At 68.4% G+C, this 12,324-nt stretch carries 10 protein-coding genes; 8 read left to right on the plus strand and 2 right to left on the minus strand.

From position 1 onward, the window contains the following. Positions 1–143: 143 nt before the first annotated feature. From WI697_RS08355 to alkB, 7 genes are all read left to right on the plus strand, one after another. Positions 144–2,579 carry a membrane-bound PQQ-dependent dehydrogenase, glucose/quinate/shikimate family gene (locus WI697_RS08355; protein WP_345958139.1) on the plus strand — a complete coding sequence of 812 codons (2,436 nt, stop codon included), beginning with the start codon at positions 144–146 and terminating at the stop codon, positions 2,577–2,579. Positions 2,580–2,590: 11 nt separating this feature from the next. Further along, a complete protein-coding gene (locus tag WI697_RS08360) occupies positions 2,591–3,553 on the plus strand; it encodes a cation diffusion facilitator family transporter (RefSeq protein WP_062765320.1) in 963 nt (320 codons plus the stop codon). A 32-nt stretch (positions 3,554–3,585) separates the two neighbouring features. Beyond that, complete coding sequence (locus WI697_RS08365; RefSeq protein WP_345958140.1) at positions 3,586–4,815, plus strand: putative DNA modification/repair radical SAM protein; 1,230 nt, start codon at positions 3,586–3,588, stop codon at positions 4,813–4,815. Between the two features lie 15 nt (positions 4,816–4,830). Continuing rightward, positions 4,831–5,805 carry a TIGR03915 family putative DNA repair protein gene (locus tag WI697_RS08370; protein WP_385999858.1) on the plus strand — a complete coding sequence of 325 codons (975 nt, stop codon included), beginning with the start codon at positions 4,831–4,833 and terminating at the stop codon, positions 5,803–5,805. A gap of 2 nt (positions 5,806–5,807) precedes the next feature. After that, positions 5,808–7,229 (plus strand): pyruvate kinase, encoded by a 1,422-nt coding sequence (gene pyk / locus WI697_RS08375; protein ID WP_041604894.1) that lies wholly within the window; start codon positions 5,808–5,810, stop codon positions 7,227–7,229. 90 nt (positions 7,230–7,319) lie between these two features. Beyond that, positions 7,320–8,033 (plus strand): 2OG-Fe(II) oxygenase, encoded by a 714-nt coding sequence (locus WI697_RS08380; RefSeq protein ID WP_345958141.1) that lies wholly within the window; start codon positions 7,320–7,322, stop codon positions 8,031–8,033. A 17-nt stretch (positions 8,034–8,050) separates the two neighbouring features. Continuing rightward, complete coding sequence (gene alkB / locus WI697_RS08385) at positions 8,051–8,701, plus strand: DNA oxidative demethylase AlkB (RefSeq protein ID WP_345958142.1); 651 nt, start codon at positions 8,051–8,053, stop codon at positions 8,699–8,701. Here the strand turns inward: alkB and WI697_RS08390 are convergent, their stop codons facing one another. Together WI697_RS08390 and WI697_RS08395 are read right to left on the minus strand one after the other, a co-directional pair. Beyond that, complete coding sequence (locus WI697_RS08390; protein WP_062765307.1) at positions 8,702–8,995, minus strand: DUF2218 domain-containing protein; 294 nt, start codon at positions 8,993–8,995, stop codon at positions 8,702–8,704. Between the two features lie 32 nt (positions 8,996–9,027). Further along, on the minus strand, positions 9,028–11,163 hold the full coding sequence (locus tag WI697_RS08395; RefSeq protein ID WP_345958143.1) for a TonB-dependent siderophore receptor: 2,136 nt from the start codon (positions 11,161–11,163) through the stop codon (positions 9,028–9,030). A 218-nt stretch (positions 11,164–11,381) separates the two neighbouring features. Between WI697_RS08395 and WI697_RS08400 the strand changes: the two genes are divergently transcribed. After that, positions 11,382–12,299: a helix-turn-helix transcriptional regulator gene (locus tag WI697_RS08400; RefSeq protein ID WP_345958144.1), complete on the plus strand. Its 918-nt coding sequence runs from the start codon at positions 11,382–11,384 to the stop codon at positions 12,297–12,299. Positions 12,300–12,324: the final 25 nt, after the last annotated feature.

Here is a 12,324-nt window from a genome sequence, read left to right on the forward strand (position 1 = left end):
AAATCCCGGCACGGCCGGGCGGTCAAATATAGTCAGAATGAGCATAAGACAGTCAAGCTTTTCGGGAACGTCTGGCGCCATCCCGGCGTTGCGGAAATGCGTACGCATGGTGCGCGCAGCAAGCATCACGGGAGAGCAGAGACATGTCCGACGAAACCGTTCCCGTCCCCGAACGGAGGCGTCGTCCCTGGGCGCTGTGGATCCTGGCCGCCGTCCTGGTGCTGATCGGCCTGGTGCTCGCCATCGGCGGCGGCTGGCTGCTGGCGCTCGGCGGCTCGGCCTATTACCTGCCGGCAGGGCTTGGGCTGATCATTTCCGGCGGGCTTATGGCCATGCGACGCTGGTCCGGCTTCTGGGTCTATGCGACGGTCTTCGTCGCCACGCTCCTCTGGGCCTTCTGGGAAGTCGGGATGGACGGATGGGCGCTGGTGCCGCGGCTGGTCGGGCCGCTGGTGCTGCTGCTGATCGCTGTCGCCCTGACGCCGATGCTCCGTCCGGTCCGTCTGCATGCAAGCGGGGCGGTGGCCGGTGTGGTGGTGCTGATCGTCGCGGCGGTTCTGGTCGGTGTCGTCGTGGTCCAGAATGCGCCGGAGCGTCAGCTGGCCAATCTGCCGCCCCCGGGCCGGATGGAAATGACCGATCCCTCTCTGCGGGATACCGGGGCCGACTGGCCGGCCTATGGCGGCACCTATTCCGCCCGCCGGTGGTCGCCGCTGGACCAGATCACACCTGCCAATGTCGACGGGCTGGAACGGGCCTGGGTCTACCACACCCGCGATCTGCCGAGCGAGGCGGCCGAGGGGTCCTATGGTGCCGAGACCACCCCGCTCAAGATCGGCGACACGCTCTATCTCTGTTCCGCCAAGAACATCCTGATCGCGCTCGACGCCGAAAGCGGCGAGGAGCGCTGGCGCCACGACCCGGGCGTCGAGGATCGCTTCATCCCCTATACGGCGGCCTGCCGCGGCGTCAGCTACTACGAGGTCCCTGACCGTGACGGGGGGCCCGATGCGCCGGCCGCGGAGATCTGCGCGACGCGGATCATCGAGGGCACGCTCGATGGTCGCATTCTGGCGGTGGATGCCCGCACCGGCGCACCCTGCGTCGGCTTTGGCGAGAACGGTGCCGTCGACATCAAGCAGGGCATGGGCCCGGTGGTGCCGGGCATGGTGTCGATCACCTCGCCGCCGGTGATCGTGCAGGGGGTGATCGTGACCGGCCATCAGGTGCTGGATGGTCAGAAGCGGGATGCCCCCTCTGGCGTGATCCAGGCCTATGATGCCGTCACCGGCGAGCTGCGCTGGGCGTGGGACATGGCCCGCCCCGACATCACCGGTCTGCCGCCCGAGGGCGAAACCTATACCCGCGGCACCCCCAATATGTGGACCACGGCCTCCGGCGACGAAGAGCTGGGTCTGGTCTATCTGCCGATGGGCAATTCGGCGGTCGACTACTGGAGCAGCGACCGGTCAGAGGCGGAGAATCGCTATTCCACCTCACTGGTCGCGATCGACGTGAACACGGGCCGTCCCGTCTGGTCGTTCCAGACCGTGCACAAGGATGTCTGGGATTACGATCTGGGCTCTCAGGCGACGCTGGTCGATTTCCCGACGGGCGAGGGGCCGGTGCCGGCGCTGATCCTGCCCAGCAAGCAGGGCGACATGTATGTGCTGGACCGTCGCACCGGTCGGCCGATCACCGGTGTCGAGGAACGGCCGGTGCCGCAGGGCGGTGTCGAACCCGACGAGCGGTCGGCCACCCAGCCCTTCTCGCTCTACCACACGCTGCGCCGCGAGGATCTGACCGAGGCGAAGATGTGGGGGATGTCGCCGATCGATCAGATGATCTGCCGCATCCGGTACCGTCAGGCGAGCTATAAGGGCTTCTACACCCCGCCGACCACCGACACCCATTGGGTGGAATATCCCGGTTATAACGGCGGCTCCGACTGGGGCGGCATCGCCGTCGATCCCAGCCGCGGCGTGATCATCGCCAATTACAACGACATGCCGAACCACAACCGGCTGGTCCCGCGCGAGGAAGCCGAGCGGCTGGGCTGGGCGCCGCGGAGCGAGGACCGGGGCGAGTTCGGCGGCCAGGAAGGTGCCGGCGATCCGCAGGTGGGCGCCCCTTATGCCATCAACGTCAATGCCGGCTGGCGGCTGCCGGTCACCCTGCTGCTCTGCAAGGAACCGCCCTATGGCGGTATCCGGGCGATCGACATGGAAACCGGCGAGACCCTGTGGGACCGGCCCTTCGGCGAGGCCCGTACCAACGGCCCCTTCGGCATCCCCTCGATGCTGCCGGTCGATATCGGCACGCCCAATAACGGCGGTGCGGTGGTGACCGCGGGCGGGCTGGTCTTCATCGCCGCCGCCACCGACAACCTGATCCGGGCCATCGACATCGAGACCGGCGAGACGGTGTGGTCCGACGTGCTGCCGGCCGGCGGCCAGGCGACGCCGATGACCTACGAGATCGATGGCCGCCAGTATCTGGTGATCATGGCCGGCGGACATCACTTCATGGAAACGCCGATCGGCGATGAACTGATCGCCTACGCGCTGCCCCAGGGCTGAGAGGATCGCGAATGACGGCGAGCGCCGGCACGAAACGAACGATCTATGCGGCACTCGCCGGCAATCTGGCGATCGCGGTGACGAAGTTCGCTGCCGCCTTTTACACCGGCAGCTCGGCCATGCTGAGCGAGGGGGTGCATTCGCTGGTCGATACCTGCAATGAACTGCTCCTCCTCCTCGGCCTCAGCCGCTCGTCCCGGCCGCCGGACGAGATCCACCCGCTGGGCTATGGCCGCGAGCTCTATTTCTGGAGCTTCGTGGTCGCCCTGCTGGTCTTCGCCCTGGGCGCGGGGGTGTCGCTTTACGAAGGCATCCGCCATGTGCTGGCGCCGGAGCCGGCCGAGAATCTGACCGTGAGCTATGTGGTACTGGGGCTGGCCTTCCTGTTCGAAGGCTGGTCCTGGCGGGTCGCGCTGCTGGAGTTCCGGGCGCGGAAGGGCGATCTCGGCTGGCTGACCGCCATCCGGCGCAGCAAGGACCCGACGGTGTTCACCGTGCTGCTGGAAGATACCGCGGCCCTGCTCGGCATCGTCATTGCGGCCGCGGGCATTCTCGCCGCCGATCTGCTCGACATGCCGGAGCTGGACGGGGCCGCTTCCATCGGCATCGGTCTGGTTCTGGCGGCGACCGCCGTCTTCCTGGCGCGCGAAAGCATGGGGCTGCTGATCGGCGAACGGGCGGCGCCGGCGCTGCAGACCGCGATCATCGCGCGCGCCCATGCCGATCCGGTGGTCCGGGCGGTGAACGGCGTGGTCACCGTCCATCTGGCGCCGGAACAGGTGGTGGTGGCGCTGAGCGCAGAATTCGAAGACACGACCACCACCACCGCCATCGAGGCCTGTATCGAACGTCTGGAAGCGGCGCTCACCGCAGACCATCCGCAGGTTGTGGCCCTCTATGTGAAGCCGCAGACGCCCGAGGCCTGGCGGCAGCAGGTGGTGCGGCGCAGCGGAGAGGCAGAGGCGGGGCCTTGACCGGCCGTCTTCCGAACATATAGTGAACATCCATGAAGATGTCGCTGAAAGACCGCCTGGCCATTCTGTCCGACGCCGCCAAATACGATGCCTCCTGCGCATCGAGTGGCGGCGGTCGGCGCGATTCCGCGGCGACCGGCGGGCTCGGCTCCACCACCGGCATGGGCATCTGCCACGCCTATGCGCCGGACGGGCGCTGCATCTCTCTGCTCAAGATCCTGCTGACCAATTTCTGCATCTACGACTGCGCCTATTGCATCAACCGCTCGTCCAGCAATGTCGCCCGGGCGCGGTTCACGCCGGAAGAGGTGGTCTGGCTGACGCTCGAATTCTATCGACGCAATTACATCGAAGGGCTGTTCCTGTCCTCGGGCATCATCCGCTCCCCCGATCACACGATGGCCGAGCTGGTGCGGGTGGCGCGCGAACTGAGGCTCACTCACGGCTTTCGTGGCTATATCCATCTGAAGACCATCCCCGATGCCGCGCCGGAGCTGATCGCCGAGGCCGGTCTGTTCGCCGACCGGCTGTCGATCAATGTCGAACTGCCGACCGAGCGCGCCCTGGCCGAGCTGGCGCCCGAGAAGCGGCCGCGGGAGATCCGTCAGGCCATGGGCGACATCCGGTCCCGGATCGAAGAGGGGGCCGAGCCGACGCTGCGCACCCGCAAGCGCCGGCGCTTCGCCCCCGCCGGCCAGTCGACCCAGATGATCGTCGGCGCCTGTGAGACCAGCGACGCCGAGATCCTGGGCACGGCCGGCGGGCTCTACGATGCCTATGGGCTGCGTCGGGTCTACTACTCGGCTTTCAGCCCGATCCCTGAAGCCTCGCGCCGGCTGCCGCCGGTTCGCCCGCCGCTGGAACGGGAGCATCGGCTCTATCAGGCGGACTGGCTGTTCCGCTTCTATGGCTTCGCGCCGGGCGAGATCACCGCCGGTCGGCCGGACGGCATGCTGGATCTGGAGATCGATCCCAAACTCGCCTGGGCGCTGGCCAATCGCCGGCTCTTCCCGGTCGACGTCAACCGGGCCCCGCGGGAGATGCTGCTCCGGGTGCCGGGCTTCGGCGTGAAGACGGTGGCCGCGATCCTTTCCGCCCGGCGGCACCGCCGGCTCGGGCTCGACGATCTGGGGCGGTTGCGTGTGTCGCTGCCCAAGGCGAAGCCTTTCATCACCGCCCGGGGCTGGACGCCGCTCAGGCTGATCGATCGCGAGGATCTGCGGGCATTGGTGGCGCCGCCGGCGCAGCTGGCGCTGTTCTGAACCGGGAGGAGCCGCATGCGGGTCGTGTTGACCGGACGGGGAGATTTCGAGGAATGGCGGCAGGCGGCGCGCGCCCTGCTGATGGCCGGGGTGCCGCCCGAACGGGTGGCCTGGGAACCGGCAGACGGCGGGCAATTGTTCGATCCGCCGCCGCCCCTTCCCGATCCGGCCCCCGGCGCCGCGGCGCCGGGTGTGCCGGCGGGGTTCCTCAGCCTTGCCCGGTCGGTGATCTGCCATGCCGATCCGGTCCGGTTCGGACTGCTCTACCGTCTGCTCTGGCGTCTGATGCAGGACCGGCGGCTGCTTGGGCTGCGCACCGATCCGGATGTCGTCGCAGCCGCCCGACTGGAGAAGGCGGTGCGGCGCGATGCCCATAAGATGACCGCTTTCGTGCGCTTCCGCGAGGCGGGGCCGCCGGGCCCGACCGGCCGGCGGCGCTTCGTCGCCTGGTTCGAGCCCGATCACTACGTCGTTGCCCGCACCGCCCCCTTCTTCCGGGGCCGCTTTGCCGATATGGACTGGATGATCCTGACGCCGCGCGGCAGTGCCGCTTTCGACGGCGCCACGCTGACGGTCTCGGCCGAACCCGCCACGCGCCCGGATCTGGCCGACGAGACCGAGGCGCTGTGGCTGACCTATTACGCCGGCATCTTCAATCCGGCCCGGTTGAACCCCAGGGCGATGCGCGCGGAAATGCCGGTGAAGTACTGGGCGAACCTGCCCGAAGCCGCCTTGATCCCAGATCTGATCGCCGGGGCGGAAGCGCGGGTGCGGGGCATGGCCGAAACGGCCGGGCGCCCGGCGCCGGCCTTTCATCATCGTCTGGCGGCACGGCGGGTGAAGACGGGCGCACGCGACGGCGCCTCACCGGGAGAGTTGTCACCGGGAGACTTGCAACCGGGACCGGCGCAGCCCATGCTTGCCGATCCCATGGTCGCCCCCGGCGGCCCCAGTCATGACAAGGGAGGCGGCCCCAGGGGCCGTTCGTGATCATGCGCCGCAAGCGTCGCGCCAAGATCGTCGCAACCGTCGGACCCGCGAGTGCGGACCCGGCCATGCTCGAGGCGCTGTTCCGCGCCGGGGTGGATACTTTCCGGCTGAATTTCAGCCATGGCAGCCATGACGACCACGCCCGGGTCCATGCCGCCATCCGGGCGCTGGAAGACAAGCATCACCGGCCGATCGGCATTCTGCAGGACCTTCAGGGCCCCAAGATCCGGGTCGGCACCATCCGTGACGGCCGGATCGAGGTGACGCCCGGTCAGGCGCTGCGCTTCGTGCTGAACGGCAGCGAGGGCGGACCGGAGGCGATCCCCTTGCCGCATCCCGAGATCTTTGCGGCGGTGCTGCCCGGCCATCATCTGCTGATCGATGACGGCCGGGTCCGGCTGCGGGTCACCGGCCTTGGCGACGATCATATCGATGCCGAGGTCGAGATCGGCGGCGTCATCTCCAACCGCAAGGGCGTGAACCTGCCCGGCACGGTGCTCGACATGTCGCCGCTGACCCCCAAGGACCGCGCGGATCTGGCCTTCGGGCTGGAGCTGGGGGTGGACTGGGTGGCGCTCTCTTTCGTGCAGCGGCCGGGTGATCTGCTGGAAGCGCGCGGGCTGATCGGCGATCGGGCAGGGCTCGTCGCCAAGGTCGAAAAGCCCTCGGCGCTGGACCATGTCGACGAGATCGTCGCACTCGCCGATGCGGTGATGGTCGCCCGGGGCGATCTGGGCGTGGAGATCCCGCCCGAGGACGTGCCCGGCCGGCAGAAAGAACTGGTGCGCGCCTGCCGCTTCGCCGCCAAGCCGGTGATCGTGGCGACGCAGATGCTCGATTCGATGGTCGCGGCCCCGACGCCCACCCGTGCCGAAGCCTCGGACGTCGCGACGGCGATCTATGACGGGGCGGATGCGGTGATGCTCTCGGCCGAATCGGCCGCCGGTCAATATCCGGTGGAAGCGGTGGAGATGATGGACCGGATCATCCGCCGCACCGAGCAGCACAAATTCTACCGCAGCATCGTCGATGCCTCGGGCCCGCGTGAGGAAACCAGCGCGCCGCATGCGGTGGCCGCTGCCGCTGCCGACCTTGCCGTGGCACTCGGCGCCCCGGCGCTGGTGGCCTTCACCTCCAGCGGCACGACTGCGGCCCGCATCGCCCGCCGTCGCCCCGCCGCACAGATCCTGGCGACGACCCCGAACCTGCCGGTCTCGCGGCGGCTTTGCCTGCTCTGGGGGGCGCACAGCGTGCTCTCGGAAGAAATCCATTCCTATGAGGAGATGGTGGAGAAGGCGACCCGCACGGTGATGGAGCAGGAACTGGCCGGGCCCGCCGATCCGGTGGTGGTGGTGGCGGGCATCCCCTTCGGGCAGGCGGGGTCGACCAACAACATCCGGGTGGTCCGCGCCGACGGAAACTGACTTTGCCGTCCCGCCGCGAGGTGCGGGAGACGGGGCGGAACCGCATGATCCGGTTCCGTCTTTCCCACCTGATCCGACCGAGAGGCCCCCATGCAGCATGACCCGATCGCCCGGCTGAACACCACCGACTGGAGCGCCGTCGTCGGCGATCTGGATGCAGGCGGCCGGGCAGTGCTGCCCGGCCTGCTCGATGAACGGAGCTGCGCGGCGCTTGCGGGGCTCTACGAGCGGGAGGAGGGTTTCCGGTCGGAAGTGATCATGGCCCGGCATGGCTTCGGGCAGGGCCGCTACAAGTATTTCGCACATCCGCTGCCCGAACTGGTTTCGGCCATCAGAGAGACGGCCTGGCCGTATCTGGTGCCGATCGCCCATGGCTGGCATCAGCGGATGGGCCTGGACGTCCGGTTCCCCGACACGCTTCGCGACTTCATCGCCCGCTGCCACGCCGCCGGCCAGAGGCGGCCGACCCCGCTGCTGCTCGACTACGGCCCCGGGGACTATAACTGTCTGCACCAGGATCTCTATGGCGTGCATGTCTTCCCGCTGCAGATCGCGGTGCTGCTTTCGGCGCCCGGCCATGACTTCACCGGGGGCGAATTCGTGATGACCGAGCAGCGCCCGCGCATGCAGTCGCGGCCCGATGTCGTGCCGCTGGGGCAGGGGGATGCGGTGGTCTTTGCGGTCAATCAGCGGCCGGTCAGGGGATCGCGCGGCGATTATCGCGTCACCATGCGCCACGGGGTGGCACGGGTGCGGAGTGGCCGGCGGCGGACGCTCGGCATCATCTTCCACGACGCGGCCTGACGGAGGGGACCGGCCTCATGCCCGCCAACGGTCTGCTCTTCGACGATCTGCCGCGGCGGAGCGCGCCCGGCGCGCATCTGCTCGACGGTTTCGCGCTGCCGGTCGCGGCCGACCTGCTGCAGGCGGTGGAGGTGGTCACCGCCGCGGCGCCGTTCCGGCATCTGATAACGCCGGGCGGGCGCCGCATGTCGGTAGCCATGACCAATTGCGGCCGGCTCGGCTGGGTGTCGGACCGGCGCGGCTATCGCTACGATCCGGTCGACCCCGAGAGTGGCCGCCCCTGGCCGGAGATGCCGGCGCTCTTCGGCCACCTTGCCGATCGGGCCGCAACGGCGGCCGGTTTCCCCGGCTTCCGGCCCGATGCCTGTCTGATCAATCTCTACACCCCCGGCGCCCGGCTGGGCATGCATCAGGATCGTGACGAGGGCGATCTCACCCAGCCGATCGTCTCGGTCTCGCTCGGCCTGCCGGCGGTGTTCCAGTTCGGCGGGCCGTCGCGCAGGGACCCCGTCACCAATATCGAACTGGTCCATGGCGATGTCGTGGTCTGGGGCGGCGCCTGGCGGCTGGCCCATCACGGGGTGAAAGAGCTGCGCGACGGGTCCCACCCGGCGACCGGGCGGCGGCGGATCAACATCACCTTCCGCTGCGCCGGAGGCGGGCGCTGATCAGTCGGGCAGCGGCTGCCAGATGATCTCGGGCTTGTCGCGGAAGGCGAAGCGGGCGAGGTGGATGGCGATCACGTCCTGGGTGCGGGCAAGGTCGGCGGGGCTGCCGGCCGTGCAGGTCACCTGCAGATGGTCCGGGGTCGCGGCCATCCGGGCGACCGCCCCCCAGGGGAAATCGGCCCGGGCGGTGTCGCCGGTGACCTCTGCCGGCACCTTGTGGCGGAAATGCCGGCAGAGCAGGGTCATGTAGCGCTGGCCGAGCCGGGTGGCCACGCGGGCTTCGGAACGGGGCATGAGACGGCCTCCTTGGGGGCGTTCCTGGTCGTTCAGAAGCTGGCCTTGAGCGACAGCAGCACGTTGCGTGGCGCGCCGTAATAGTTGAACAACCCCGCACCGCCGACCCGGTCGTAATAGACTTCGTCGAAGATGTTGTTGACCGAGAGCGTAACGTCATAGCCGGGTGCGAAGCCCCAGCCGGCCTGGAGATCGGTCACGACATAGCCGTCTTCTTCGATCTTGAGATTGCCGGCGACATTGTAGAACGAGCTGAGCCAGCGCACGCCGCCGCCCAGATGCACGCCCGCCATCGGCCCGTCCTGGAAGGTGTAGCGGGTGAAGGCCGAGACCACATGCTTGGGCGTATAGGTGCTGTAGGTACCGCCGGATGCGGTGGTGGCGTTCTTGAGGTACTCGGTGCGGGTATAGGCATAGCCCGCCTCCACCTCCCAGCCCGGCAGGATGGTACCGGCGATCTCGGCCTCGACACCGCGGGATTCGACCTCTGCGCCCTCGGCATAATAGGTGGTGCCGGTCACCGCGACCGCCCGATCCTTGTCGCGCATCCGGAAGACGTCGAACGTGCCGATCAGCCCGCTGTCGCCGAGCCTGGCCTTCACGCCCAGTTCATACTGCTCGCCGGTGCGCGGGTTGAGTGCTTCCAGGGCGGCATTGGTGCCGGTCTGCTGCTGAAAGATGCCGGAATAATTGGCGTAGAGGGCAATGTCGGGCGTCAGGTCGTAGACGATGCCGACATCGGGGATGAACTCTGCGCTGTCTTTGACGCTCGACACCGATCCGGTGTTGCGGTTGGTCACCCGGGTCTCGGCCCAGGCCAGACGGCCGCCCAGAAGGACGGTCCAGTCCTCGACGGGGCGGATGGTGGCCTGGCCATAGATGCCGAACTGTTCGGGTTCGGTGCGGGTGCGCTGGCTGATGGCGATATCGGGCTCGGCGATGTCCGGGGACGGGTTGTAGACATTCACGGTACCCAGGCCGCGCGCGGAACCGGCGTCCAGGGACTGGACGTAACGCCGCCAGTCGGCGCCGATCAACAGTTCGTGGCGCTGCCCGAAAGCTTCGATCGGCTTCAGATAATTTGCGTCCAGCGCATAGGCGCGCTCTTCGTAGTGGCGCTGAATGGCGATGATATTGGTGGTGCCGATCGCAGGATCGACTGCGGTGGAACCATAGGCATATTTCAGATCGACACTGCGATCGGCCACCCGGCCGCCGATCTGCAGCCGACTGTCATCACCGAAGCGATGGGTAAGGCTGGCCGAAGCTTCGTTGGAGCTGTTCTCGAACCGGTTCCAGTCGGCACCGACAAAGGTCGACCGGCTGAGGCCCAGCGACCGGCCGGTGGTGGAAACCGGCAGGCCGCTGAACGGGGTCGCCTCCCGCTCCTGCCGCCAGGCGCCGAGCGAGAGCAGGGTATCCTCGTCCAGATCGGCATCGATCGCGGCATAGCCGACACCGACCTGATTTTCGGTCACGTCGGTGAAGCTCTCCCGGTCCTGATAGGCGCCGACCACCCGGCCACGGATCGAGCCGTCGGCGGAAAGCGGGCCGGAGACGTCGGCGACTCCGCGGTAATTGTTCCACGACCCCGCCTCCAGCGTGCCCCGGGCCTGGAAGCTCTCGGTCGGCCGCTTGCGGACCAGATTGACGATGCCGCCGGGTTCTCCCGTGCCGCCGAACAGCACCGACGGGCCGCGCAGCAGCTCGACGCGATCGAAGATCGCAAGGTCGGGCTGGGTGCCGTAGATGCTGGAGATCGGTGCCGGCAGGCCGTCGACCAGGGCGTTGTCGATCTCGTAGCCACGCACGAAGATGCTCGACCGGCCAGGATCGTTGGTCAGCGCCAGAAAGCCGGGGGTGCGCCGGGCGACGTCTTCAAGCTGGGTCATGTTCTGGTCGTCCATCCGCGCGCGGGTCGCGACGCTGATCGAACGGGGCACTTCGCGAATGTCGCGCACCTGCTTGCCGCCCACGGCGACACGATCGGAGCCATAGCCGGTGCTGCCCTCGGTCCGGCCGGGATCCGACGGGAAGCTCCGCTCGTCCTCCACCTCCAGCGACGGCAGGCTCTGCGCATCCTCGGCGCGGGCCTGGCTGACCATCAATGCCCCCGTGGCGACGGTGGCGAGCAGGGGCAAAACGAGGAACGGGCAGGGCTGGCGCATGGGTCACAGGTCTCCGGCGGAAGGGCTTGCTTTGCCCCAATTGCGAATGAGTTTCAATTACGATCTTGCGCCGGTATGCGCCACGGTCCTGGCTTGTGCAGCCGCGGCGAAATCTTGTGCGGCCGTGTCAGGGGGCATGGGCCCCGTGCAGGGGCTTGCACGAGCGCGTGGCATATATGAGAATAAGTCGCAATCGCGTATCTGAAGGAGATGATGCCATGTCGCCGGGGGAGGGGGTGGAGCCCGCAGCTTTGGCCGGCGGCGGCCTGACCGTCGCCCATCCGCGGCCGGGCTTGATGGTGCACACGACCGACGGTATCGAGCGGGATGACCGCGTCCATGACCGGCTGATCGTGCCCTCGCTCACTGCGGTGATCGTGCTCGACGGGCTGGTCGAGGCGAGTTTCGGCGGCCGTCGCCAGATCTGCGTCGCCACCCCCGATGCCCCGGCGGCCTTTGCCGTGGCCCTGGCCGAGCCCGATCTGCTGCGCCGCCAGTTCCACACCGGCGCCCATGTCCGCAAGGTGACCCTTCGCCTGGAACGGCCCTGGCTGGAGGCCGCGGGCGTCGAGCCCGGGACGGCGGCCGGACGGTTCTGCGGCCGGCATCTGGCCGCGGTGTCGTGGCGGCCATCGGCCCGGCTTGCGGCGCTGGCGGCGGCCCTGATCGCGCCCGAGCCGATGACGGCACCGGTGGCGCGGCTGGTTGCCGAGGCCCATACGATCGAGACGGCGGCCGGCATTCTGGCCGCCGTCGCCGGCGAAGATGCCACAGCGGAAGAAAGCGGGCTGAAACCGGCCGATCTGCAACGTGCAGGCCGGCTGCGCGAGCGGCTGGAGATGCTGTCGATCGCGTCAGAACGCGAGGGCAGCGCCCCGACCCTCGCCGAGATTGCGGCAGACTGCGGCGTGAGCGTCAGCACCATGCAGCGCCTGTTCCGCGCCGCCTATGGCACCTCCATCGCCGGCTGGCTGCGCGGCCGCCGGCTGGACCATGCCCATGCCGATATCGCCGCCGGCCGGTGCAGCATTGCCGAAGCCGCCTTCCATGCCGGCTATGGCGATGTCGCCAACTTCACCACGGCCTTCCGTCGCCGCTTCGGGGTGACGCCGGGGCGGCTTGCCCGGCAGGCGTAACGCGCGACGCGGGCTTGACGCGGGC

This window comes from Tistrella mobilis (assembly GCF_039634785.1).
In the GTDB taxonomy this organism is placed as follows: Bacteria; Pseudomonadota; Alphaproteobacteria; order Tistrellales; family Tistrellaceae; genus Tistrella; species Tistrella mobilis.

Bases quoted from the DNA above. Each gene is read 5' to 3' on its own strand.
- WI697_RS08355 (WP_345958139.1), top strand. From the start codon at position 144: ATGTCCGACGAAACCGTTCCCGTCCCCGAACGGAGGCGTCGTCCCTGG.
- WI697_RS08360 (WP_062765320.1), top strand. From the start codon at position 2,591: ATGACGGCGAGCGCCGGCACGAAACGAACGATCTATGCGGCACTCGCC.
- WI697_RS08365 (WP_345958140.1), top strand. From the start codon at position 3,586: ATGAAGATGTCGCTGAAAGACCGCCTGGCCATTCTGTCCGACGCCGCC.
- WI697_RS08370 (WP_385999858.1), top strand. From the start codon at position 4,831: ATGCGGGTCGTGTTGACCGGACGGGGAGATTTCGAGGAATGGCGGCAG.
- pyk (WP_041604894.1), top strand. From the start codon at position 5,808: ATGCGCCGCAAGCGTCGCGCCAAGATCGTCGCAACCGTCGGACCCGCG.
- WI697_RS08380 (WP_345958141.1), top strand. From the start codon at position 7,320: ATGCAGCATGACCCGATCGCCCGGCTGAACACCACCGACTGGAGCGCC.
- alkB (WP_345958142.1), top strand. From the start codon at position 8,051: ATGCCCGCCAACGGTCTGCTCTTCGACGATCTGCCGCGGCGGAGCGCG.
- WI697_RS08390 (WP_062765307.1), bottom strand. From the start codon at position 8,995: ATGCCCCGTTCCGAAGCCCGCGTGGCCACCCGGCTCGGCCAGCGCTAC.
- WI697_RS08395 (WP_345958143.1), bottom strand. From the start codon at position 11,163: ATGCGCCAGCCCTGCCCGTTCCTCGTTTTGCCCCTGCTCGCCACCGTC.
- WI697_RS08400 (WP_345958144.1), top strand. From the start codon at position 11,382: ATGTCGCCGGGGGAGGGGGTGGAGCCCGCAGCTTTGGCCGGCGGCGGC.